The sequence below is a fragment of the Streptomyces sp. Tu 3180 genome, assembly GCF_009852415.1.
GTDB lineage: Bacteria > Actinomycetota > Actinomycetes > Streptomycetales > Streptomycetaceae > Streptomyces.
This window is the reverse complement of sequence record NZ_WOXS01000002.1, coordinates 6,404,810-6,427,901: the sequence shown is the minus strand read 5'-3', so window position 1 is coordinate 6,427,901 and position 23,092 is coordinate 6,404,810. Positions and strand designations below refer to the sequence as shown.

Genomic DNA, 23,092 nt, shown 5'->3' with positions numbered 1-23,092 from the left:
CCGTCCCGGCCGCCGCCGCGGGGGTCAGCCCGCCAGCACGTCGTCCATCTGCCCGACCGCCGCCTTCAGCCCCTCGACCATGCCCATCTCGGCCAGCCGGTCCATCTGCTCCCGGCTGTCGAAGACCGAGCGCAGTTCCATCCGGGTGCCGCCGTCGCGCTCGGCGAGCGTCATCCGCACCGTGGTGGTCGGCATCTCGGGGTTCGGCTTGCCGTCCTGGTCGGAGAAGCCGTCGGTGAACTCCAGCGAGGTCGGCGGCGTCACCGAGGTGATCCGCCACCAGCCTCCGTACTTCTCGCCCTCCGGGCTGGTCATGTAGTACCGGACCTCCCCGCCGGGCGTCAGGTCGTGCTCCTCGAAGGTCGCCGGGTAGGCGGGCGGTCCCCACCAGCGCTCCAGCAGCCGCGGGTCGGCCCACAGCCGCCACACCTGCTCGACCGGGGCGGTGAAGTCGGCGACCAGGGTGAGGGTGAGGTTGTCGACGTCCTTGTCCACGCTGGTGACAGTCATCCGTCCTGTCCTTTCTCCGTGTTCGTCGTCGTGTTGCCGTCGGGGGCCGGGGCGGCACGGGGGGCGGCCCCGGATCCGGTGCCGTCGTCCGGGAGCAGGCCGGACATCCGGTCCACCCGCGCCCGCCAGGCCGACTCCAGTTCGTCGAGGGCCCGCCGCGCACGCCCCACCGCGTCGGGATCGGTGCGCACGAGCTGCTCCCGTCCGCGTCGCTGCTTGGTGACCAGGCCGGCCCGCTCCAGCACCGTGACGTGCTTCTGCACCGCGGCGAAGCTCATCGGGTACGCCGCGGCCAGACGCGACACGGACAGCCCGTCCCGCACACAGCGGCGGAGTATGTCGCGGCGCGTCGCGTCGGCCAGGGCCTGGAACAGCCGGTCCACGGCCTCGCCGGTTCCGTCGGTCACTCCATCTACAACCATTTGGTTGTACGTTAACTCCGCCCGTCCCCGCCCGCAAGGGGGGCGGGTGCGGGTCCACCGCGGGGCCACTGAACCCGGCACGCCGGGGTACTCGACGCCCATGACGGAGAAACAGCAGGTCAGAGGCTCGTACTGGCTCGAGACCGCGCCGGGCGGCCGGCATTCCGCACTGGCCGAGGACCTCGACGTGGACGTGGCGGTGATCGGCGCCGGGATCGCCGGGCTGTGCACCGCGTGGGAGCTGACGCGGGCCGGGAGGAGCGTCGCGGTGCTGGAGGCCGGGCGGGTCGCGGCCGGTGTCACCGGACACACGACCGCCAAGATCACCGCCCAGCACACGCTGGTCTACGACAAGCTGCGCCGCACCCGCGGCGTCGAGGGCGCGCGGCTCTACGCCCGTTCGCAGTCGGAGGCGATCGAGCACATCGCCGGCGTCGCGACGGAGCTCGGCGTCGACTGCGAGTGGGAGCGCCGCAGCGCGTACACCTTCACCTGCGACGCGGGCCGGGTCGACGAGCTGCGCGCGGAGGCGGAGGCCGCGCGGGAGGCGGGCCTGCCGGCCTCGTTCGTGACGGAGACCGGACTGCCGTTCCCGGTGGCGGGCGCGGTCGAGGTGACCGGCCAGGCGCAGTTCCATCCGCGCAGGTTCCTGCTGGCCCTCGCCGACGACCTGGTGGCGCGGGGCGGACGCATCCACGAGGACACCACCGTCCTCGGCCTGGAGGAGGGCGAGCCCTGCCGCCTGTCCACCGCGGCCGGGGCCACGGTGACCGCCCGGGACGTCGTGGTCGCCACCCACTACCCGATCTTCGACCGGGCCCTGCTGTTCACCCGCCTCTCCCCGCGCCGCGAACTGGTCGTCGCCGGCCTCCTCCCCGCCGGCCAGGACCCCGACGGCATGTACATCACCCCCGACGAGAACACCCGCTCGGTGCGCACCGCCCCCTACGGCGAGGACGGCACCCGGCGCCTGCTCGTGATCACCGGGGAGCACTTCACCCCGGGCACGGGCGACACCCGGGCCCGCTTCGACCGCCTGGCCGCCTGGGCGCGCGAGCACTTCCCCGACGTGGAGCTCACCCACCGCTGGGCCACCCAGGACAACGACCCCACCGACACCGTGCCGCTGGTCGGGCCGCTGCACCACGGCGCCCGGCACGCCTACGTCGCCACCGGCTTCGGCGGCTGGGGCATGAGCGGCGGGGTGATGGCGGGCCTGCTGCTCACCGCGCAGATCACCGGCGAGGAGCGCGAGTGGAGCGGGCTGTACGACCCGCGCCGGCTGGCCCCGGCCGTGCGCGAGGCCCCGTCCTTCCTCAAGACCCAGGCCGAGGTCGCCCGGCACTTCGTCGGCGACCGGCTGCGCCCCTCGCCGCCGGTGGAGGCCCTGCCTCCCGGCGAGGGCGCCGTGGTCCGCGCCGACGGCGGCCGGCTCGCGGTCTACCGCGACGAGGACGGCACCCTGCACGCGGTCTCCGCCCGCTGCACCCACCTGGGCTGCCTGGTCGACTTCAACTCCGCGGAACGCGCCTGGGAATGCCCCTGCCACGGCTCCCGCTTCGACACCGACGGCAAGGTCATCCAGGGCCCGGCGACCCGGCCGCTGGAGCGGCGGGACATCTGAGGCGACGCGAGGGGCGCGCCCCGGCCGGGTGAGGCGGGACAGGGGGCGTGCCCCGGCCGGGTGAGGCGGGACAGGGGGCGTGCCCCGGCCGGGTGACACCCGGCCGCGCTCCGCCCCGCAACGGGGACGATCCCCCACAATTTCTCATATTGTCATACAGTGATCGCCCTTGTACGAAGAGTGGCGGCCGTATGCGTCCTGGGCACCGCGCTCACCGCCTGCGCCACCGTCCAGCCCCCGCAGCAGCGGCCCCGCCCCGCGCCCTCCGCCTCCCCCGCCATGCCGTCCCCGTCCCCGCCCCCGCCCACCCTCGCCCCGGGCCCCTCGGGGCTGACCCCGGTGTTCCGCAACGGCCCCCGCACCTCCGGCGACAAGACGGTGGCCCTCACCTTCGACGCCGACATGACCGCCGGCCAGGGTCCGCGGGCGGCGGCGGGCGAGCGCTTCGACCACCCGCGGCTGATCGCCGCCCTGCGCGCGCTGAGGGTCCCGGCCACCGTGTTCATGACGGGACGATGGGCCGAGGAGTACCCGGACCAGGCCCGCTCCATCGGCCGGGACCCGCTGTTCGAGGTCGCCAACCACTCCTACAGCCACTACGCCTTCACCGACGACTGCTACGGCCTGCCGACCGTCCCCGCGGAGCGGATGCGGGCGGACGTGGAGCGGGCGTACGCCGTCTTCCGCGAGGTCGGGGTGGCGGACCCGATGCCGTACTTCCGCTTTCCCGGCGGCTGTTACGACCGCGCGGCGCTCGAGCAGCTGACCCGGACCGGCGTCACGGCGGTGCAGTGGGACGTGGTCGGCGGCGACGCGTTCGCCACGGACGCGCGGGCGGTGGCCCGGCAGGTGCTGGAGGGGGTGCGGCCGGGCTCGGTGGTCGTCCTGCACTGCACGCGCAGCGCGGCCCCGACGACCGAGCGGGCGGTGCGGACGATCGTCCCGGAGCTGCGCCGCAGGGGGTACCGCTTCGTGAAGGTCTCCGAGCTGATCAGGACGGCGAGCGGACGGGGCTGAGCGTCCTACGCTGGACGTATGAACGACGACGACTACTGCCTGATCGACGTGTCCAGGCCGCCGAAGGCCGACGGCCCGCCGTACGCGGAGTGCGTGCTGTGCCGGGAGCCGACGGAGTACCCGGAGTCGTACAAGGGCGTCACCCTGTGCCCGGTCTGCGAGTGGCGCGAGGCCGAGCGCACGTCCTGCTCGGGCTGACGGCGGTGCGCGGCCGCTTGGCAGACTGGACCCGTGAGCACTGATCAGACGCCTGCCGCCGACAGCCCCTTCCGCCCCCGCCCGGGTGCCCGCGACGAGGCACCCCAGTTCGTCCTGCCCCTGGTCGTCCGCATCGAGCGGGCGGCGCCCCCGCCCCGCACGGACGCCCTGGAGACGGCGGCCCGCGCGGTCCTGGTGATGCTGGCCGACGAACGCTCGGTGGGCGAGGGCGAGTGGGCGCGGGCGATGCGGGACTGGCAGGACGCCCGGATCCGCAAGGTGGTGCGCCGGGCACGCGGCGCGGAGTGGCGCCGCGCGGAGGCGCTCCCCGGCATCACGGTCACCGGCAAGTCGGCGCAGGTCCGCGTCTTCCCGCCCGTCCCCCTGGACGGCTGGCCCAAGGACCTGGCCCGCCTCCAGGTCTCCGGCACCGACCTCGACGACCCGCGGACCCCGCCCCCGGCGGACCCGGCCGCCCCCGTCCTCTGGATGAACCCCGACCTGGGCATGTCGGCCGGCAAGGCCATGGCCCAGGCGGGCCACGGCGCCCAGCTGGCCTGGTGGGAACTGCCGGACGAGGAGCGCGCGGCCTGGCACGCCGCCGGCTTCCCCCTCACCGTCCGCACCGCCGACCCGGCCCGCTGGGCCGAGCTGACGGCCGGCGGCCTCCCCACGGTGCGCGACGCGGGCTTCACGGAGATCGCCCCGGGTTCGTGCACGGTGGTGGCGGACCACCCGGCGCTCCGGTAGCGGGGGCCCTCGCGGCGACGGGCGGGCGGAAATTCCCTACCGCGGTGGCCGGAAAGGGCGGAGACTCGTCCCATGACCGACATGGGGGCGTTCCGGGAGGCGGTCACCGCGTGGGCGGCCGGTGGTCCGGGCGCCCCCGCGCGCGAGCTGGCCGCGCGGCTGTCCGTCCGGACGGCCGTCCTGCTCGAAGGGCCGAGCGACGTCTCGGCGGTCGACGCGCTGGCCGCGGGCCGCGGCCGGAACCTGGCGGCCGAAGGGGTCTGCGTCCTGCCCGTGGACGGTGCGATGAACGCCGGGCGCTTCGCCCGCCTCCTCGGGCCGTCCGGTCTGGGTCTGCGCCTCACGGGACTGTGCGACGAGGGGGAGCGCCCCCACTACGCCCGCGCCTGGGAGCGGGCCGGTGCGGCACAGCAGGAGTTCTTCGTCTGCGCGGCGGACCTGGAGGACGAGCTCATCCGCGCGCTGGGCGTGACCCGGGTGGAGGAGCTCGTCCGGGCGGAGGGCGACCTGCGCCCCCTGCGGACCTTCCTGCGCCAGCCCGCGCAGCGGGGCCGCACCTCGCAGCAGCAGTTGCGGCGCTTCCTCGGCACGAAGAAGGGGCGCAAGATCCACTACGGCCGCGTCCTCGCCGGGGCCCTCGACCCCGACCGCGTGCCCGGCCCGCTCGACGGCCTGCTCGCCGGCCTCTGACCGCCGGCCTCCGGGCGGCGTCGATCCGGGCGGCAGCGGGGCGACCGGGCCGTGGTGACGAGGCGGACGCACCACGGCCCTCGTTGCCACTGCCGTTGTCGCCGTCGTTGCCGCTGCCGTCAGGACCCTTGCGACGGCCGTGACGCGCGGTGTACCAATGGCGACGGAGAACCTGAACGTTGTTCAGATTCACCCGGGCGTCATGACGCGCGAGGCCCCGTCACACACCGTCAGTTCTCCGGACGGGCCGGCGCGTCCGGGATGCGCGTGCCCACGCGCTCCGCCCGTGCGCCGTCGGGCCGACCGAGCCGGAGGAGCAGCAGATGACCGCGGAACGCCCCCTTCGCAGCAGGCGTACGGTCCTGCGGGCGGGAGCCCTCACCGGCCTCGGACTCACGGGCACGGCGGTGGCCGGCCGGAGCCGCGCCGCCGCCGCACCCGCCGGTGACACCGGCTACCTCGTCGGCCGGGGCGTCGCCGACGCCACCGGTGAGGTGGCCGAGGTCGGCATGATGGGCTACGGCAGGTTCGACCAGCAGGCCACCGGACTGCACACCCGGCTGCGGGCGCGTGCGTTCGTCGTGGCCGACAGGGCGAGCGGCCGGCGGGTCATGCTGATCGTCGCCGACTCACCGATGATCTTCGAAAGCGTGCACCGGGCGGTGCTGCGGCGGCTCGCCGGGGCGTACGGCGACCTCTACACCGAGCAGAACGTGCTCGTCACCGCCACCCACACGCACGCCGGTCCCGGCGGTTACTCGCACCATCTGCTGTACAACACGACCACGTTCGGCTTCCACCGCAAGACCTTCGAGGCGGTGGCGGACGGCCTGTTCGAGGCCGCGCAGCGGGCCCACGACGATCTGGCGCCGTCCGAACTGGTGCTCAGCCACGGCACGTTGACCGGGGCCAGCGTCAACCGCTCCCGGTCGGCCTTCGAACGCAACCCGAAGGCGGACCGCGACCACTTCCCGGACGCCGTCGACCCGCTCACCACCCTGCTGCGGGTGGAACGGGCCGGGCGGACGGTGGGCGCCGTCAACTGGTTCCCGGTGCACAGCACCAGCATGTCCGGGGACAACCGCCTGATCAGCGCGGACAACAAGGGGTACGCGGCCTACCACTGGGAGCGCGAGGTCCACGGCGTCGACTACCTGTCCGGCGGCTCCCCGGCGTTCGTCTCGGCGTTCGCCCAGACCAACAGCGGCGACATGTCGCCCAACCTCGGCCTGGAGCCGCCCACGACGCCGGAGGACTTCGACCGCACCCGCGCCAACGGGCTCCGGCAGTACGAGGCCGCCGCGGCCCAGGCGGACCGGCCGGGCGTCCGGCTGTCCGGCCCGGTCGACTCCCGGCTGGTGTACGTCGACCTCTCCGACGTCACGGTGCGCCCCGAGTTCACCGGCGACGGACGCACCCACCGGACCTCCAAGCCCTGCGTGGGCGCCTCCATGGCGGCCGGCAGCCTGGAGGACGGGCCGGCCTTCCCCGGGTTCGAGGAGGGGGAGAACCCCTTCTGGGACGCCGTCTCCGACTCCGTGGTCTACACGGTCTCGCCGGAGCTGGCGCAGGCCCAGGCGCCCAAGGACGTCCTCGTGCCCATCGGGGAGATGAACCGCGTCTACCCCTGGGTGCAGGAGCGGGTGCCCGTGATGCTGGTCCGCATCGGCCGCCTCCACCTCATCGGCATCCCGGGCGAGGTCACCATTTGCGCGGGGCTGCGGCTGCGGCGCACCGTCGCCGGGATCGTGGGCGCGGACCTCGACGACGTACTGGTCGCCGGGTACGCCAACGCCTACTTCCACTACGTGACCACCCCCGAGGAGTACGACGCGCAGCAGTACGAGGGCGGGAGCACGCTCTTCGGCCGCTGGCAGCTCCCGGCGCTCCAGCAGACCGCGGCCGGACTGGCCACCGCGCTGCGCGACGGCACGGGCCTGCCCGTCGGGCCCGAGCCGCCGGACCTGTCCGGCAAGGCGCTCTCCCTGCAGCCGGGTGTGGTGCTGGACGCGCCGCCCGCCTTCCGGAAGTTCGGGGACGTGCTGGTGGCGCCCCGGGAGAACTACCGGGCCGGTGAACGCGTCGAGGCCGTCTTCGCGGGCGCCCACCCGGGCAACGACCTGCACCGGGGGGAGACGTACCTGGAGGTCCAGCGCCAGGAGTCCGGCGGGGCCTGGCGCACCGTCGCCGACGACGGCGACTGGGCGACCCGGTTCCACTGGGAGCGCGACGGCGTCGCCGCCTCCCGGGTCACCGTCACGTGGGACGTCCCGCAGGGGACCGCCCCGGGCGCCCACCGGATCGTCTACCACGGCGACGCGAGGAGCGTCACCGGCACCGTCACCCCGTTCACCGGTACGTCGCCGGTCTTCGTCGTGCGGTGACCCGCGGGCGGCGGCGGCCGGCCGCGGGGGCGACGCGTGCCGCCGCCGCGGGCACCGCCGGACGGCGGCGCCCGCACCCCGCGCCCGGCGTCAGGATCCCTTGATCAGCTTCTCGATCTCGGGGGGAAGGGCACCGCCGGAGCCGACGGCGACGAAGAGGACGCCGTCGGGTGCGTCGTCCAGCGCGATGGCGACACCGGGGTCCACCCCCTCGACGGCGTGGGCGACCACCGGCTCCGGCGAGGTCCGGCCGTCCCCGTCGCCCGGCGAGTCGTCGCACGGCGGAAGGACCGCCGGCCCCAGCTCCTCCCCGATCTCGAATTCGGCGCCGGCCACGTCCGCGTACACGCGCTCGTCGTACTCGACCCGGAACGCGCAGGACGCCTCGGGCTCGCCGCCGCCCGACGACCCGCAGGCGGCGGACACCGCGGCCGCGGCCACCGCCACCAGTGCTCTCCCGATCGCGCTCCGCCCGCTCCCGACCACGGTCCTCACCTGGATACCTCCTCCCGGAGCACCGGCTCCGGATCGATGGATGTCGCGGAGGCCGGGGGCGCCGCCGTCGCCGAGGGTCCGTGCCCCCCCCCGGCGCGGACGTCCTGCGGACCGAGGACGCGCCCGGCCTCATGAACACCGACGGAGCGGACGCCGTGTTCGTTCGGGCGACCGCCGGCCGTCCCGCCCGTGGAGCCGCGGCCCCGCCGCTGCCGCGCCCGGGACGGCCGCTCCCCCGGGCTTCCGGGGCGGCCGAGCGCCCTCAGGGGAGGTCGTGAGCCGGTCGTCGCTTCCGGCGGAGGCCGGGCGGACCCGCTTCCACGCACCGAGCGCTCCGGCCGGCCCGTCGGGCCGGCCGGAGCACTCGGTGGAGGTGCCGGGCGGAGCGGCCCCCGGAGGAGGGGTGCCGCCCCGGCGTCCGGTCAGCGCGTGGCGAGGAGCTCGAGCGTGTCGATCACGCGGTGGGAGAAGCCCCACTCGTTGTCGTACCACGCGACCACCTTGACGTGGCGGCCGTCGACGCGGGTGAGGGCGGAGTCGAAGATCGACGAGGCGGGGTTGCCCACGATGTCGGAGGAGACGAGCGGGTCCTCCGAGTACTCGAGGACGCCGGCGAGCGGCCCCTCCGCGGCGGCCCGGTACGCCGCCAGCACGTCGTCGCGCGTCACGTCGCGGGCGACGGTCGTGTTGAGTTCGACGATCGACCCCACCGGCACCGGCACGCGGATCGAGTCGCCCGACAGCTTGCCGTCGAGGTTCGGCAGCACCAGGCCGATCGCCTTGGCGGCGCCGGTCGTGGTCGGCACGATGTTGACGCCGGCGGCCCGGGCGCGACGGGCGTCGCGGTGCGGACCGTCCTGGAGGTTCTGCTCCTGCGTGTAGGCGTGCACCGTCGTCATGAACCCGTGCTCGATGCCGGCGAGTTCGTCGAGCACCTTCGCCAGCGGCGCGAGCGCGTTGGTGGTGCAGGAGGCGTTGGAGACGATCGTGTGCACGTCCGGGTCGTAGGCGTCGGTGTTGACCCCGAACGCGAGCGTGACGTCGGCGCCGTCCGACGGCGCGCTGACGAGCACCTTCTTCGCGCCCGCGTCGAGGTGGGCGCGGGCGGCCTTGGCCGAGGTGAAGCGGCCGGTGGCCTCCAGGACGATGTCGACGCCGAGTTCGGCCCACGGCAGCCGCGCCGGTTCCCGCTCGGCCGGCACCGCGATCCGGCGGCCGTCGACGACGAGGGCGTCCCCGTCGACGGTCACCGGACGCCCGAGCCGGCCGGCCGTGCTGTCGTAGGCGAGCAGCCGGGCGAGCGTGGCGGGCTCGGTCAGGTCGTTGACGGCGACGATCTCGAGGGCGCTGTCGCGCTCCAGCAGCGCGCGCAGCACATTGCGTCCGATGCGGCCGAATCCGTTGATGGCGATGCGAGTCATGAGTGGTGTCCCTTCCCTTCGCCACCAGGCTCGCCCGCGGCCCGCGCCGTTGACAGTGGCGGGATCGCCATCGTTCAAAAGAATCCCGCCACACGGCGCCGGGCGGGTCACTCGCCCCGGGTGAAGGTGCGCCGGTACTCGCTCGGCGTGGTGCCGAGGACGCGCTGGAAGTGCAGGCGCAGGTTCGCGCCGGTGCCGAGGCCGACGTCGGCGGCGATCTGTTCGACGCCGCGCTCGGAGCGCTCGAGCAGTTCGCGGGCCAGGTCGACACGGGCGCGCATCACCCACTGCATCGGCGTGTAGCCGGTCTCCTCGACGAAGCGCCGGGAGAACGTGCGCGGCGAGACCCCGGCCTGCCGCGCCAGCACGTCGAGGGTGAGGGGCTCGCCGAGCCGGTGCAGCGCCCACTCGCGGGTGGCGCCGAAGCGCTCGCCGAGCGGCTCGGGGACGCTGCGCGGCACGTACTGGGCCTGGCCGCCGCTGCGGTAGGGGGCCGCGACCAGGCGGCGGGCCGCGTGGTTGGACGCGGCCACCCCGAGGTCGCCGCGCAGGATGTGCAGGCACAGGTCGATGCCGGAGGCGGCGCCGGCCGAGGTGAGCACGCTGCCCTCGTCGACGAACAGCACGTTCTCGTCGACCCGGACGAGCGGATGCCTGGCCATGAGTTCCCGCGTGTAGTGCCAGTGCGTCGTGGCGCGCCTGCCGTCGAGCAGGCCCGTGGCGGCGAGCGCGAAGGCGCCCGTCGAGATGGCGGCGAGCCGCGCGCCCCGGGCGTGGGCGGCGATCAGCGCGTCGACGACGGCCCGCGGCGGGTCCTCGCGGTCCGGGAACCGGTAGCCGGGGACGAAGACGATGTCGGCCCACGCGAGCGCGTCGAGGCCGTGGGCGACGTAGTACGACAGGCCGTCGCCGCCGGTCACGAGCCCGGGGGCCGCCCCGCACACCCGCACCTCGTACGGCATGCTCGCGCGGGTCGTGAAGACCTGTGCGGGGATTCCGACGTCGAGCGGCTTCGCACCCTCGAGCACGAGGACGGCGACGCGGTGCAGGCGGGAGGCTGGCATGGGCAAGAGGCTACGCGGGGCGTGGCTCCGGCCCCCGGCTGCGGACACCGCACCACCGGGGCCGGCGGGTGAGCGCGTCGGCGGCCCGGCCGCCTCCGCTTCCGTCGCGCACCGGCTCCGGCTCCGGGGCGGGTGTGAACGGTGGGCCCCGGCCGCGCGTACTCACCGGCACCGGGGCCGGGCGGCCCGCCCCGAAGCTCAAATGTTGCTCTGAAGGTGCCCTCCACAGGATTCGGGGGTCTGCCGCGGGGCCATACCCCCGTCACGTCCGGCGGGGGCCGGGAGAACGGGGTGACCGGAGGGACCGGGTGACCGGGAAGCCGGGTGGAGGAGGGGACGAGGGTGCGACTGGGAACCGGGATCGGGTGGCGGCCGGAGATCGCCGAGGCCGTCGAGGACATGCCGGGGATCGACTGGGTGGAGGTGGTGGCCGAGAACGTCTGCCCCGGCCATCTGCCCGAGTCGCTGCTGCGGCTGCGCGAGCGCGGGGTGACCGTCGTGCCGCACGGGGTCTCGCTGGGGCTCGGCGGGGCCGAGCGGCCCGACGAGGGGCGACTGGCCTCCCTCGCCGAGCGGGCCGAGGCTCTCGGGTCGCCGCTGGTCACCGAGCACATCGCGTTCGTGCGGGCGGGCGGACCGCTGACCGCCTCGCCCCGGCTGGAGGCCGGGCACCTGCTGCCCGTGCCGCGCACCCGCGACGCCCTCGACGTGCTGTGCGAGAACGTCCGCATCGCCCAGGACGCGCTGCCCGTGCCGCTCGCCGTGGAGAACATCGCCGCGCTGATCTCCTGGCCCGGCGAGGAGATGACCGAGGGTCAGTTCCTGTACGAGCTGGCCGACCGCACCGGTGTGCGGCTCCTCATCGACGTGGCCAACCTGCACACCAACCACGTCAACCGCGGCGAGGACCCGGCCGAGGCGCTCGCCGGGCTGCCCCTGGAGGCCATCGCCTACGTCCACGTCGCCGGCGGCGTCGAGCGGGACGGCGTGTGGCACGACAGCCACGCCCACCCCGTCCCCGGCCCGGTGCTCGACATCCTCACCGACCTCGCGTCCCGGGTCTCCCCGCCCGGTGTGCTGCTGGAGCGGGACGAGAACTTCCCGGAACCGGCCGAGCTGGAAGGCGAGTTGGCGGCCATCCGGGGCGCCCTGGACAAGGGCGCCCGGGGACGGGCCGAGGCGGAGGCGACGACGGCGGGCGTTCCCGCCGCCCGCCCCGGGCGGCGGGAGCAGGGCTCCCCCGAGCCCGCCCGGCAGCGGCTCGCCCTCGCGCAGACCGCGCTGCTGTCCGCGCTCGTCGCCGGGACGCCCGTGCCCGAGGGGTTCGACCGGGTGCGGATGGGGGTGCAGGCGCGGGCGCTCGCCGCGAAGCGGGCGGACGTCGTCGCCAAGGTCGCGCCCGAGCTGCCGGTGGTCCTCGGGGCGGAGTACCGGTCCGCCTTCCTCGCCTACGCCCAGGTGCGGCCGATGACCGGCGGCTACCGGCGCGACGCGCTGGACTTCGCCGAGCACCTGCTGCTGGCCGGGCGGCCCCGGGAGGCGCGGGCACGGCGTGAGCTGCGGGAGTGGTGGCTGGAGCGGTCGGGTCCGACGCCCCGGTCGCGGCGGCCGGCGGTGCGGCTGGCCCGGGCGACGCGACGGGTGCTGCTGCGGCGGTGAGCCGCCGCGGCCCCGCGCCCGGACGTCCCGGCGGCCGGACGTCCTGGCGGCCGGACATCCTGGCGGAACGTCACATATGGACAACGCTGCGTCCCGGATGGTGAACGGGGCATGGTGCTCTCGCGACCATGTCCCTTACAAACAATCCATGTTCTGGGTGCTCCTCCTGCTGCCGGCCTGGGCCGTCGCCGATACGGCGTGCACACGGCTGTGCCTGGCCGCCGTCCGTGCGGCGGCCGTCGACCCCGGCCCCGCCGCCACGGCCGGCGACGGGGGGCGCGGTCCGGCTCCGGTCCCCCTGACCCTGTACGAGACCGCGTTCCTGTCCGGCGGGCCCCGGCGGGTCGCCGACGTCACGCTGGTCTCCATGGCGCGCCAGCGGCGCCTGCTGCTGGCCCGCACCGGCTGGGCCACCGTGGTCGATCCGCACGGGCGGGACGACATGGAGCGGTCCGTGATAGGGGCGATCGGACCGCGGGGGCAGTCCCGCATAGCACCCGTACGGGCCGCCGCGGCGACCGCCGACCCGGTGCGCGGCCTCGCCGACCGGCTGGTCCGCGCGGGGCTGGCCGTGCCCGACGGTCACGCCGGTACGACGATCGCCGACGCGGTCCGTCAGGTGCGGTTCGCCGCGGCGGCCGTGGCCGGGCTGGGCGCCGCCGCCCTGCTGCTGCCGGTCCCCCCGGACGTGCCGCGCCACCTGATCGCCCTGTGGTTCGCCCTGCCGCTCGTCCTGGCGCTGGGCTGCCTGGCGATGGCGCGGTTCGAGGTCCACCCGTACGCGCGCTGGGCCTCCCCCGCCGGTCAGCGGCTGCTCGAGGCCCTGTCCCGCGGGACCGACGGCGCCGGGGACGACCGCGCGTACCTCACCTCCGTCGCCGTGCGCGGCATCCGCGCGGTCGGTGAACCGGACCTGCGGGCGGCCTTCGCCCACCGCGAGCACGGCCACCGCGCCGGAGGCGAACGGGAGTACTGACGGCGACACCCGCGAGCGGTGCTTGCCTTACCCAACCACCGGACGAAACATCCCTTTTGTCGCTCCGTGCACCGAAGGGATACACGATGAGAACCGTCGCCGTCCACGTGGCCGCCGGGTCCCTGCTGCTCACCACCCTGGCCGCCGCCCCGGCCGGCAGTGCTCCCTCGGCCTCCCGGTCCGCTCCCGCCGCCCCGGGCGCGGCCGAGCTGCGCGGCACCGCGGTGGCCGCCGAGCGCGCCGCGCGCGAGGGCATCGCGTTCGGCGCGTGCCCGGACACGGAGGACCTGCCGCCCGGCGTCCGGTGCGGCACGGTCAGCGTCCCGCTCGACTACGCCCGCCCGAACGGCGAGCGGATCCGGCTCACCGTCAGCCGGGTCCGGGCCACGGGCAAGGACCCCGCCAACGGCAAGCGCAGGGTCCCCCGGCAGGGCGCCCTGGTCCACAACCCGGGCGGGCCGGGCGCGAGCGGCATGTACTTCCCGCTCCTCGGCGCGCTGCCCGAGTGGAAGCGCGTCGCGGCCGCCTACGACCTCGTCGGCTACGCCCCGCGCGGGGTGGGCCGTTCCGCGCCGCTGTCCTGCATGGACCCGAAGGAGTCCGCCGAGGGGCCCACGAAGGCGCCGACGCACCCCTCGGAGGCGTACAAGCGCCGGCGCGTCGCGCAGGCCAGGGCCCACGCGCGCGGCTGCGCCGAGCGGGCCGGCGGCGCGCTGCGGCACTACACCTCGCTCAACAACGCGCGCGACCTGGACGTGCTGCGCGCCGCGCTCGGCGAGAAGCGGCTGACGTTCCTGGGCGCGTCCTACGGCACGTACCTCGGGGCGCTGTACGCCACGATGTTCCCCTCCCACGTGCGGCGGATGGTGTTCGACTCGGCGGTGAACCCGGAGCCGGGGCAGATCTGGTACCGCAACAACCTCGACCAGTCGGCCGCGTTCGAGGACCGCTGGGCGGACTTCCGCGCCTGGGTCGCCCGGTACGACGAGGTGTACGGGCTGGGCGACACGCCGGACGAGGTGCAGCGCGGCTACGAGCGGGCGAGGGCCCGGCTGGCGGAGGAACCGGCCGGCGGGAAGGTCGGGCCGGGGCAGTTGCAGGAGGCGCTCCTGCAGGCGGCGTACTACGACGACTACTGGCCGCACCGCGCGCACGCCCTGTCGGCGTACCTGAAGGGCGACCCCGGGCCGCTGGTGGAGCAGGCCCAGGCGTATCCGGAGGCGGCGGTGGAGCAGGAGAACGCGCGGGCGGTCTATCTCGCCGTGGAGTGCAACGACGCGCCCTGGCCGACGGACTGGGCGGTGTGGGACCGGGACAACACCCGGCTCGCGCGCCGGGCGCCCTTCGAGACCTGGGAGAACGTGTGGACCAATCTGCCCTGCGCCTACTGGCGGGCGCCCCGGCAGCGGCCGCTGGACGTGCGCGCCGGGCGCGGTGAGCTGCCGCCGACGCTGATCCTGGCGGCCGAGCGGGACGCGGCCACTCCCTACGACGGTGCCCTGGAACTGCGCCGCCGGCTCGCGGGTTCGGTGCTGGTGACCGAGCGGGACGCCGGTGCGCACGGCATCGCGGGCGGTCCCAACGCCTGTGTCAACGGGCACATGGAGGCGTACCTGCTCGAGGGGCGGGTGCCGGAGCGGCGCGCGTCCTGCGCACCGCACCCGGAACCGAGGCCGGCGGCCGGCCCGGCCGGGAGGGCGCCGTCCGCCCGGCCGGCGGCCTGATCAGGCCAGGCCCGCGACCAGTTCCGCGACGTCCTTGCGGCGGCCCGTGAAGAACGGGACCTCCTCGCGGACGTGCATCCGGGCCTCCGAGCCGCGCAGGTGGCGCATGAGGTCGACGATGCGGTGCAGTTCGTCGGCCTCGAAGGCGAGGATCCACTCGTAGTCGCCGAGGGAGAAGGAGGCGACCGTGTTGGCGCGCACGTCGGGGTAGCCGCGGGCCATCTTGCCGTGGTCGGCGAGCATGCGGCGGCGGTCCTCGTCGGGCAGCAGGTACCAGTCGTAGGAGCGCACGAACGGGTAGACGCTCACGTAGTCGCGGGGCGTCTCGTCGGCGAGGAACGCCGGGATGTGCGAGCGGTTGAACTCGGCGGGCCGGTGCAGCGCCATGTTCGACCAGACCGGCGTGAGGGCGCGGCCCAGCCCGGTGCGCCGGAAGAGGTTGTACGCCTCCTGGAGCTGGTCGGCGGTCTCGGCGTGCCACCAGATCATGAGGTCGGCGTCCGCGCGCAGGCCCGACAGGTCGTAGGTGCCGCGGACCACGACGTCCTTGGCGGCGAGCTGGTCGAACAGCTCCTGGACCTCGTCGGCGTACCCGGCGCGGTCCTCGGGCAGCACGTCCTTCAGCCTGAAGACGGACCAGAGGGTGTAGCGGATGACCTCGTTGAGGTCCTTGGCCAGCTTGCCCTTGTTGGGGATCCGGTCGGGGGCGGGGGTGGTGGCGTCGTCACTCATGTCCCTCATTCTCCTGCTCCTCCGTGGAGGCTCTGCACCGGGTGGGCGGTGAGTTCCTGCACACCGCGCAGGTCACCGTGGATCTGTTCGACGGCGGCGTACGCGCTCGCGACGCACGCCGGGATGCCGACGCCGTCGTAGGCCGCGCCGCACACGGCGAGCCCCGGGAGGTCCGCGAGGTGCTCGCGGACGCGGGCGACGCGGGCGTGGTGGCCGACGGGGTACTGGGGCAGGCCGTCGTCCCAGCGGGTGACGCGGGTGGCGACCGGGGTGGCGTCCAGGCCGGTGGCCGCCTTCAGGTCGTGCCGGGAGACCTCCACGAGATCGGCGTCGTCGCGGCGGAGGACCTCGGTCTCGCCGTGGCGGCCGACGGAGGTGCGCAGGACGACCAGGCCGGGGTCCTCGTCGGCGACCCAGCCCCACTTGCTCGAGGCGAAGGTGGCCGCCTTGACGGTGCGGCCGTCGACCGGCGGCACCAGGAATCCGCTGCCCTCGGGGAGGTCGGTCTCCGCGCGGCGGTAGGCGAGGGTGACCAGCGCCATGGAGGCGTACTCGACCCCGGCCAGTTCGGCGGCGGCCCGGGGCGCCTCGGCGCGCAGGAGGCGGGCGGCGGCCGGGGCGGGGACGGCGACGACGACCGCGTCGGCGGACAGGACCCGGTCCCCGGCGACGACCCGCCAGCCGCCCTCCGGCGTCCGGCGCAGCTCCGTGACCGGCGTGCCGGTGAGGACGTCCCCGCCGCGCGCCCGCACCGACTCGGCGACGGCGAGCGGCAGGGTGCCCACCCCGCCCGCGATGCCCATGAACACGGGGCCGGTCTGCCGGGAGGCGGCGGACCTCGCCTGGATCTCGCGGACGCCCTCGGTCAGGGAGGTGTGGGTCCGGGCGGCCTCGAAGAGCTGCGGGACCGCCGAGCGCATCGAGATGCGGTACGCGTCGCCCGCGTACACCCCGCCCAGCAGGGGCTCCACCAGGCGGTCGACGACCTCGCGGCCCAGGCGCGCCGCCACGTACTCCCCGACCGCCACGTCGTCGCCGACCTCGGTGCGCGGCAGGTCGGCGTCGCGCCCGATCCGGGCGAGTCCTTCGTCGGACAGCACGCCGGCGAGGGCGGCGGCGGTGCCGGGCACGCCCATGACGTGGCCCTTGGGCATGGGGCGCAGGGCGCCGCGGGTCCACAGCGAGGCCGTCGCGGTGGCCGGGGGCTGGAGGCGCCCGGCGAGACCCACCTCGCGGGCGAGGTCCACCGCCTCGGGGCGGCGGGCCAGCATCGACTCGGCGCCGAGGTCGACGCGCGCGCCCGCGATCTCGCCGGGCAGCAGCTTGCCGCCGACCCGGTCCGAGGCCTCCAGCACCGTCACCCGCGCCCCGCGCTCCAGCAGCCGGTGCGCGGCGGCCAGCCCGGCGACACCGGCTCCGACGACGACGACCCGCCGGCCGGCGCCCCTGTGTGATCCGCTCATGGCTCCAGCTTCTCAAACACCGCCGGCGGCCCCACCAGGGCCGTACGGCCCTGACCGGTCCCCGGCGCGGCTGCGGGGCGTCCCGGCCGAGTCCCTACCGTGACCGCTTCGGGACCGTTTCGCGCCAACGTCCCGTGCCCGTCCGGCGTCGTAGGAACGTCAGTCGTCACGACCCCGGGGGGAACCCAGATGCGCACACGACGATCCGTACGACCGGCCCACGCCCTGGCCGTGGTCCTGCTGTCCGCGGCCCTGGCGGTCACCGGGTGCGGCGGCGCCGACGACGCCTCCGGCAGTTCGGCGGACGGCGACAACAAGGCCGCCGCGCAGGCGGACGCCGGGGCGGCGGCGCCGGAGGGCGCCAAGCAGGGCGCGCCCGGCGGCGCGGCGGACGGCGCCCGCACGACGGCGCCGCCGAAGGCCGCCGCGCAGCACATCATCCGCACCGCCTCGCTGACCGTGCAGGTGAAGGACGCCCCGAAGGCCCTGGACGAGGCCCGCGCCACCACGGAGAACGCGGGCGGCTACGTCGGCAACGAGACCACCACCCGCGACGAGGAGGGGCACGAGCACACGCGCGTGGTGCTGCGCGTGCCCGTCGAGGAGTACGAGGAGGTCCTCGCCGACCTGGAGGGCGCGGGCAAGCTCCTCGAACGCAGCGCGAAGGCTCAGGACGTCACCGACCAGGTGGTCGACGTGGAGAGCCGGATCACGTCGCAGCGCGCCAGCGTGGCCCGCATCCGCGAGCTGATGGACCGGGCCACCGAGCTCGAGGACGTGGTCACCCTGGAAGGGGAACTGAGCACCCGTCAGGCCGACCTGGAGGCCCTGCTCGCCCGCCAGGAGTCGCTGAAGGACCGGACGAGCCTGGCCACCATCACCCTGTCCCTGTCCGAGACGCCGGTGGAGAGGACCGCGCGGGACGACGACCCCGGCTTCGTGGACGCGCTCGCGGGCGGCTGGGACGCGTTCGTGACGATGCTGCGCTGGCTGGCGGTGGCGGCCGGCGCGGTGCTGCCGTTCGCGGCGGTGGCCGCCCTCCTCGTCCTGCTGTGGCGGAAGGCCGTGCGCCCGCGGCTGCCGCGCCGGCCGGCGCCGGTGTCCGCGACGAGCGCCCCGGGCCCGCGGCCGGCGGCGCGGCCGGCACCGCGGACGGGCGGGAGCGGGGAGGGCACGGAGGGCTGAAGGGCCCCGGTTCGGACCCGTACCGGGCCCGAACCACCCCGCCCCCGTAGCGTGTTCGCATGAGCATGAGCGATGCGCGGGGTGCGAGGGAACGTCTGGTCGTGATCGGCGGCGACGCCGCGGGGATGTCCGCGGCGTCGCAGGCCCGTCGGCTGAGGGGCCCGGACGAACTGGAGATCGTGGCGTTCGAACGCGGCCACTTCGCCTCCTACTCGGCGTGCGGCATCCCGTACTGGGTGGGCGGTGACGTCCCCGAGCGGGACCGGCTGATCGCGCGCACCCCCGAGGAGCACCGCGCGCGCGACATCGACCTGCGGCTGTGCACCGAGGTGACGGAGATCGACCTCGACCGGAGGCGGGTGCGCACGCGCGACGTCGACGCGGGCACCGAGTCCTGGACGTCGTACGACAAGCTGGTGATCGCGACGGGGGCGCGGCCGATCCGTCCGGAGCTGCCCGGCATGGACGCCCCCGGGGTGCACGGGGTGCAGACCCTGGACGACGGGCAGGCGCTGCTCGACACGCTGGCCCGCACCCGCGGGCGCCGGGCGGTGGTGGTCGGCGCGGGCTACATCGGCGTGGAGATGGCCGAGGCGATGATCAACCGCGGCTACGAGGTGACGGTCGTCAACCGCGGCAAGGAGCCCATGGCCACCCTCGACCCCGACATGGGGCGGCTGGTGCACGAGGCCATGGAGGGCCTGGGCATCACCATGGTCAACGACGCCGAGGTCACCGAGCTGCTCGTGGGGGACGACGGCCGGGTGCGGGCGGTCGCCACCGAGGACGCGGAGTATCCGGCGGACGTCGTCGTCCTCGGCATCGGGGTGCGGCCCGAGACGGCCCTCGCGCGGGCGGCGGGACTCCCCCTGGGGGAGCACGGCGGGCTGCTGACCGACCGCTCGATGCGGGTGCGCGGGCACGAGGACGTCTGGGCCGGCGGCGACTGCGTGGAGGTGCTCGACCTGGTCTCCGGGCAGGAGCGGCACATCCCGCTCGGCACGCACGCCAACAAGCACGGCCAGATCATCGGCGCCAACGTCGGCGGCGGTTACGCCACCTTCCCCGGCGTGGTCGGCACGGCGGTCAGCAAGGTGTGCGACCTGGAGATCGCGCGCACCGGCCTGCGCGAGAAGGACGCCCGCCGCGTGGGCCTGCGCTTCGCGTCGGTCACCATCGAGTCGACCAGCCGCGCGGGCTACTACCCGAACGCCTCCCCCATGACGGTGAAGATGCTCGCCGAAGTGCGCACCGGCCGCCTCCTCGGCGTGCAGATCGTCGGCCGCGAGGGCGCGGGCAAGCGGGTCGACATCGCGGCGGTCGCCCTCACGGCGGGGATGACGGTGGAACAGATGACGACCCTGGACCTGGGGTACGCCCCGCCGTTCTCCCCGGTCTGGGACCCGGTCCTGGTGGCGGCCCGCAAGGCGGCGGCGAGGATCCGGGACACCGCGTGAGCCGGCGCCGGCGTGCGCCTACGCCGTCCCGTTGATCCGGTCGATCACCTGGCGTGCCTGCTCGGCCGGGGGCCGGGCCGGCAGGGAGGACACCGACGCGGCGGACGCCACCGCCGGCGGCTGCTCCCCCGCCGGCTTCGCGTGCGCGGCGGTGGCCCGCACCGAGCGCAGGCGGTGGCTCGCCGCCTCGTCCAGCGTCACCGGCCGCTGCATCTGGGAGGCGAGCCGCCCCGCCTCCTGGCCGAGCCGGGCGACGTCCTCCCAGGGGAGGCGCACCACGAGCGTGAGTTCGGCCTCGCCGTCGGGCAGCGCGTGCATCGCGCGGGTCACTCGGTCGTTCATCGCCTGTTCCTCACGTCGGCCCCGCGGCCCCTTCCCCGCGCCGCGGGCGGTTGACGAGTGATACGCACGGCCGGACGGCGGTGTTCAGCGGCCCCGCGCGGATTCGCCGGCCGTCGCCCGGGCACAAGGGGGTCGTGGTCATCCCCGTCCATGACGTGAATCCGGCGCGGCGCACCCCCTGGGTGACGTACGCGCTGCTCGCAGCCAACTTCGCCGTCTTCCTGTTCCTCACCCCCGGCGTCGCCGGTTCGCTGACCGGCGAGAGCTCCCTCGCACGGCTGTGCGACCTCCAGGCGTTCCTGGAGCGGTACGCGGCGGTGCCGCAGGAGCTGATCCACCACCGGATGCCGCGCCTGGTGCCCACGGGCGACACCGGGGTGGGTCCGCAGGGCCCCGGGTGCGTGGTGGGGCCGCCCGGCTACGACAAGTCCCCGGAGCTGAGCGTCCTCACGGCGATGTTCCTGCACGGCGGCTGGCTGCACCTGCTGGGCAACCTGCTCTTCCTGTGGATCTTCGGCAACAACATCGAGGACCGCATGGGGCACGTCCGCTTCCTGCTGTTCTACGTCGTCTGCGGCTACGCGGCCTCCTACGGCTTCGCCCTGCTCAACGCCGGCTCCGGCGAGCCCCTGATCGGCGCCTCCGGGGCGATCGCGGGGGTGCTGGGCGCCTATCTGGTGCTGTACCCGAAGGCACGGGTCTGGGTGCTGGTGCCGTTCCTGATCTTCCTGCCGCTGCGGCTGCCCGCCTGGATCGTGCTGGGCCTGTGGTTCGTGCTCCAGGCGCTCTACTCCGCCGGCCAGGGCGTTTCCGACGCCGGCACCGTCGCCTACGTGGCCCATGTGGTCGGATTCGCGGTCGGCATGCTCCTCGCCTGGCCGCTCAAGCCCGGCACTCCCCCACCGCCGGAGCCGCGCGGCGTCCTCTTCGGCCGGCGGGCCCGGTAGGGGCCTGCCGCACGAGCGGGCAACACGAGGAAGGAACGGCGTTGTGCGGTGTGCCGGGCCGGGCCGGGGTACCCGGACCGAGCAGAAGGGCCCGGAGGACCGCAGGGACGCGCCACCGGCCCCCCTCTCCGGCGCACGAACGGGAGCGAGCCATGCCCAGGACCCTCAAGGACCAGACCGTCGAGCAGCTGGGGGGCCGCGCCAGCGTCCTGGCGCGGCAACGCCGTGACCACGAGGAGATGGACCGGCTGATGAACGAGTACCGGACCCTCGACGACGGCCCCCGGCGCGAACAGGCCCTGAAGCAGGTCGTCCAGCTGGTCTTCAGCCACGCCTTCGCGGAGGAGACCGTGCTGTGGCCGGCGGTGCGGCGCTCGGTCCCGGACGGCGAGGAACTGACCTCCCGGGTCGAGGAGGAGCACCAGCAGATCAACGGTCTCGTGGCGGACGTCGAACGCCTTCCTCCCGGCGACCCCGAGCGCGAGGACAAGGTGCGGGGGGCCTTCGCGCTGATACGGCAGGACATCAGGGACGAGGAGGACCTCCTCCTGCCCCGGCTGCAGGAGGCGATGGACCCCGTTCGGCTGCGCGCACTCGGCACCGCCTGGGAGACGGTGCGGCAGACCGCCCCCACCCACCCCCACCCCGTCGTCCCGCGGCGTCCCCCCGGCAACGCGCTCCTCGGCGTGCCGCTCAGCGTCCACGACCGCGTGCGCGACGCCCTCGGCAGCTCCGCCGCCGTGGCCAAGAAGGTGCTCGTCGGCCTGGCCGGGGCCCTCGTCGCCGCACTCGCGGCCGTCGCGGTGCAGCGCAAACGGCACTGAGGCGGCCCGCCCACCCCACCGCCGCGCACGCCCGGGGGCCGTACGCGGGGACCCCCGCGCACGGCCCCGGCCCGTCGACACGGGAGCACCCCACGACCGACCGCGACGACCACCGGCCCGCACCGGCATCCGGCACGCGCGCGGACCACGACGACCACCGCACCCGAGCCGGCGCGGCCGGCCCCGGCACACCGGAGCGGTGGACGACGCGCCGCCGGAGGAGGCCGGGAAGGTGACGCCGGGCCTCGCCGCCGTCCGGGGATCCCGCACCGCCTCCGACCGACCCGGCGGGCCGGCCCGGTGACGGGCGTCCCCGCCCGCCCCGAGCCGGAGCCATACCGGTTCGCCGGCTCGGGCGCCGATTGATAGAATTCCGTCGCCCTCCGCGGGAAATTCCCGTGAAACAGACCGCACGGTTCTGGTTTCCCCGCGACCGGCGAGGGAATTTCCCCTTTCTTCGCATCTAAACAGGTCGGCCCGCCTGGCCTTCCGCAGCCTCACGGACGTAGCATCGAGCCGGAGGCGTTCGCCCTGCGTCCTCATGCGGACGGCCGGGACGAAGGCGCTCCCCGCAAGGCACGTGCCCCCATCGGAGGGGGCAATCCCGGCAGACACGGAAGACACGCAAGTCAATCCGGGCGTACTCAACCGCGCGGTTCGGTTCGCACGGGGAGAGCGAGGTGTGTTTCATGGACACACTGGCCATGACAGTCCCTACGGTCGAGAACGGGGCCGCAGCGTGGCGCATCGCCCGTGATTCCGGGGTGCTCGACGTGAATTCCTCCTACAGTTACCTGCTGTGGTTCAAAGAATTCGCCCGTACGTCCGCGGTGGCTTTGCGGAGCGGTGGCGCGCCGGTCGGATTCGTCACAGGATTCCACCGTCCCGAGCAGCCCGACGCCCTTGCCGTCTGGCAGATCGCCGTGGATCGGGAGCAGCGGGGACACGGCATCGCCAGTGCCATGCTGGACCACCTCACCGCCCGGTTGGCGGCCGCCGGCGCCCTCCGGTACCTGGAGACGACCGTCAGTCCGGACAACGCCGCGTCGGACAGGCTGTTCCGGTCGTTCGCCAAGCGGCATGCGGCACCGCTCGAAAGGGACATGCTGTTCCCCGCGGAGCTTTTTCCCGATGCCCATGAGGCCGAGTTCCTGTACCGCATCGGACCGCTGCGCTGACAGCCGACGCGATCGACGGGACCGGCATTC

General features: G+C 75.0%; 22 protein-coding genes. 14 read left to right on the top strand and 8 right to left on the bottom strand.

The genetic code is table 11. The annotated features are described in order from the left end of the window. Positions 1-24: 24 nt before the first annotated feature. Together GL259_RS29650 and GL259_RS29645 are read right to left on the bottom strand one after the other, a co-directional pair. Positions 25-510, bottom strand: coding sequence for an SRPBCC domain-containing protein (locus tag GL259_RS29650; RefSeq protein ID WP_159536352.1), 486 nt, complete (start codon positions 508-510; stop codon positions 25-27). Then, on the bottom strand, positions 507-932 hold the full coding sequence (locus GL259_RS29645; protein ID WP_159536351.1) for a metalloregulator ArsR/SmtB family transcription factor: 426 nt from the start codon (positions 930-932) through the stop codon (positions 507-509). Before GL259_RS29645 ends, GL259_RS29650 begins: the two co-directional genes overlap by 4 nt. A gap of 100 nt (positions 933-1,032) precedes the next feature. Here GL259_RS29645 and GL259_RS29640 point away from each other — a divergent pair, with 100 nt between their 5' ends. The 6 genes from GL259_RS29640 (at position 1,033) to GL259_RS29615 (ending at position 7,595) form a co-directional block, all read left to right on the top strand. Beyond that, on the top strand, positions 1,033-2,556 hold the full coding sequence (locus tag GL259_RS29640; protein ID WP_159536350.1) for an FAD-dependent oxidoreductase: 1,524 nt from the start codon (positions 1,033-1,035) through the stop codon (positions 2,554-2,556). A 159-nt stretch (positions 2,557-2,715) separates the two neighbouring features. Then, on the top strand, positions 2,716-3,573 hold the full coding sequence (locus GL259_RS29635) for a polysaccharide deacetylase family protein (RefSeq protein WP_159536349.1): 858 nt from the start codon (positions 2,716-2,718) through the stop codon (positions 3,571-3,573). Positions 3,574-3,591: 18 nt separating this feature from the next. After that, entirely contained in the window at positions 3,592-3,771 is a 180-nt protein-coding gene (locus tag GL259_RS29630) for a hypothetical protein (protein ID WP_159536348.1), read from the top strand. A gap of 33 nt (positions 3,772-3,804) precedes the next feature. Beyond that, positions 3,805-4,521 carry a peptidyl-tRNA hydrolase gene (locus tag GL259_RS29625; RefSeq protein WP_159536347.1) on the top strand — a complete coding sequence of 239 codons (717 nt, stop codon included), beginning with the start codon at positions 3,805-3,807 and terminating at the stop codon, positions 4,519-4,521. Between the two features lie 72 nt (positions 4,522-4,593). Then, on the top strand, positions 4,594-5,211 hold the full coding sequence (locus tag GL259_RS29620; protein WP_159536346.1) for a TOPRIM nucleotidyl transferase/hydrolase domain-containing protein: 618 nt from the start codon (positions 4,594-4,596) through the stop codon (positions 5,209-5,211). Positions 5,212-5,534: 323 nt separating this feature from the next. Further along, on the top strand, positions 5,535-7,595 hold the full coding sequence (locus GL259_RS29615) for a neutral/alkaline ceramidase (protein WP_159536345.1): 2,061 nt from the start codon (positions 5,535-5,537) through the stop codon (positions 7,593-7,595). A 90-nt stretch (positions 7,596-7,685) separates the two neighbouring features. On the opposite strand, the gene GL259_RS29610 is transcribed toward GL259_RS29615, so the two are convergent. The 3 genes from GL259_RS29610 to GL259_RS29600 all read right to left on the bottom strand — a co-directional run bounded on the left by GL259_RS29610 (position 7,686) and on the right by GL259_RS29600 (position 10,575). Beyond that, entirely contained in the window at positions 7,686-8,090 is a 405-nt protein-coding gene (locus GL259_RS29610; protein ID WP_243762410.1) for a DUF6281 family protein, read from the bottom strand. A 422-nt stretch (positions 8,091-8,512) separates the two neighbouring features. Then, positions 8,513-9,511 carry a type I glyceraldehyde-3-phosphate dehydrogenase gene (gene gap / locus GL259_RS29605; RefSeq protein ID WP_159536344.1) on the bottom strand — a complete coding sequence of 333 codons (999 nt, stop codon included), beginning with the start codon at positions 9,509-9,511 and terminating at the stop codon, positions 8,513-8,515. A 107-nt stretch (positions 9,512-9,618) separates the two neighbouring features. Then, on the bottom strand, positions 9,619-10,575 hold the full coding sequence (locus GL259_RS29600; RefSeq protein WP_159536343.1) for a helix-turn-helix domain-containing protein: 957 nt from the start codon (positions 10,573-10,575) through the stop codon (positions 9,619-9,621). A 342-nt stretch (positions 10,576-10,917) separates the two neighbouring features. On the opposite strand from GL259_RS29600, the gene GL259_RS29595 reads away from it, so the two are divergent. From GL259_RS29595 to GL259_RS29585, 3 genes are all read left to right on the top strand, one after another. Then, a complete protein-coding gene (locus GL259_RS29595; protein ID WP_159536342.1) occupies positions 10,918-12,234 on the top strand; it encodes a DUF692 domain-containing protein in 1,317 nt (438 codons plus the stop codon). 148 nt (positions 12,235-12,382) lie between these two features. Further along, the gene (locus GL259_RS29590; RefSeq protein ID WP_159536341.1) at positions 12,383-13,210 is read left to right on the top strand and encodes a TIGR04222 domain-containing membrane protein; all 828 of its coding nucleotides are present in this window, start codon (positions 12,383-12,385) and stop codon (positions 13,208-13,210) included. Positions 13,211-13,296: 86 nt separating this feature from the next. Further along, positions 13,297-14,934, top strand: a complete 1,638-nt coding sequence (locus GL259_RS29585) for an alpha/beta hydrolase (RefSeq protein WP_159536340.1) — start codon at positions 13,297-13,299, stop codon at positions 14,932-14,934. On the opposite strand, the gene hemQ is transcribed toward GL259_RS29585, so the two are convergent. Together hemQ and hemG are read right to left on the bottom strand one after the other, a co-directional pair. Further along, the gene (gene hemQ / locus GL259_RS29580; protein ID WP_159536339.1) at positions 14,935-15,666 is read right to left on the bottom strand and encodes a hydrogen peroxide-dependent heme synthase; all 732 of its coding nucleotides are present in this window, start codon (positions 15,664-15,666) and stop codon (positions 14,935-14,937) included. A 5-nt stretch (positions 15,667-15,671) separates the two neighbouring features. Further along, positions 15,672-17,129 (bottom strand): protoporphyrinogen oxidase, encoded by a 1,458-nt coding sequence (hemG, locus tag GL259_RS29575; protein WP_159536338.1) that lies wholly within the window; start codon positions 17,127-17,129, stop codon positions 15,672-15,674. A gap of 189 nt (positions 17,130-17,318) precedes the next feature. On the opposite strand from hemG, the gene GL259_RS29570 reads away from it, so the two are divergent. Continuing rightward, positions 17,319-18,314 carry a DUF4349 domain-containing protein gene (locus GL259_RS29570; protein WP_159536337.1) on the top strand — a complete coding sequence of 332 codons (996 nt, stop codon included), beginning with the start codon at positions 17,319-17,321 and terminating at the stop codon, positions 18,312-18,314. 59 nt (positions 18,315-18,373) lie between these two features. Then, positions 18,374-19,771: an FAD-dependent oxidoreductase gene (locus GL259_RS29565; protein WP_159536336.1), complete on the top strand. Its 1,398-nt coding sequence runs from the start codon at positions 18,374-18,376 to the stop codon at positions 19,769-19,771. A gap of 18 nt (positions 19,772-19,789) precedes the next feature. Here GL259_RS29565 and GL259_RS29560 read toward each other — a convergent pair whose 3' ends face one another. Beyond that, positions 19,790-20,113 carry a hypothetical protein gene (locus GL259_RS29560; protein WP_159536335.1) on the bottom strand — a complete coding sequence of 108 codons (324 nt, stop codon included), beginning with the start codon at positions 20,111-20,113 and terminating at the stop codon, positions 19,790-19,792. 134 nt (positions 20,114-20,247) lie between these two features. On the opposite strand from GL259_RS29560, the gene GL259_RS29555 reads away from it, so the two are divergent. From GL259_RS29555 to ectA, 3 genes are all read left to right on the top strand, one after another. Then, entirely contained in the window at positions 20,248-21,060 is an 813-nt protein-coding gene (locus GL259_RS29555) for a rhomboid family intramembrane serine protease (RefSeq protein ID WP_159536334.1), read from the top strand. Positions 21,061-21,212: 152 nt separating this feature from the next. Next, positions 21,213-21,884 (top strand): hemerythrin domain-containing protein, encoded by a 672-nt coding sequence (locus tag GL259_RS29550; protein WP_159530024.1) that lies wholly within the window; start codon positions 21,213-21,215, stop codon positions 21,882-21,884. 689 nt (positions 21,885-22,573) lie between these two features. After that, positions 22,574-23,062, top strand: a complete 489-nt coding sequence (gene ectA / locus GL259_RS29545; protein WP_208026534.1) for a diaminobutyrate acetyltransferase — start codon at positions 22,574-22,576, stop codon at positions 23,060-23,062. Positions 23,063-23,092: the final 30 nt, after the last annotated feature.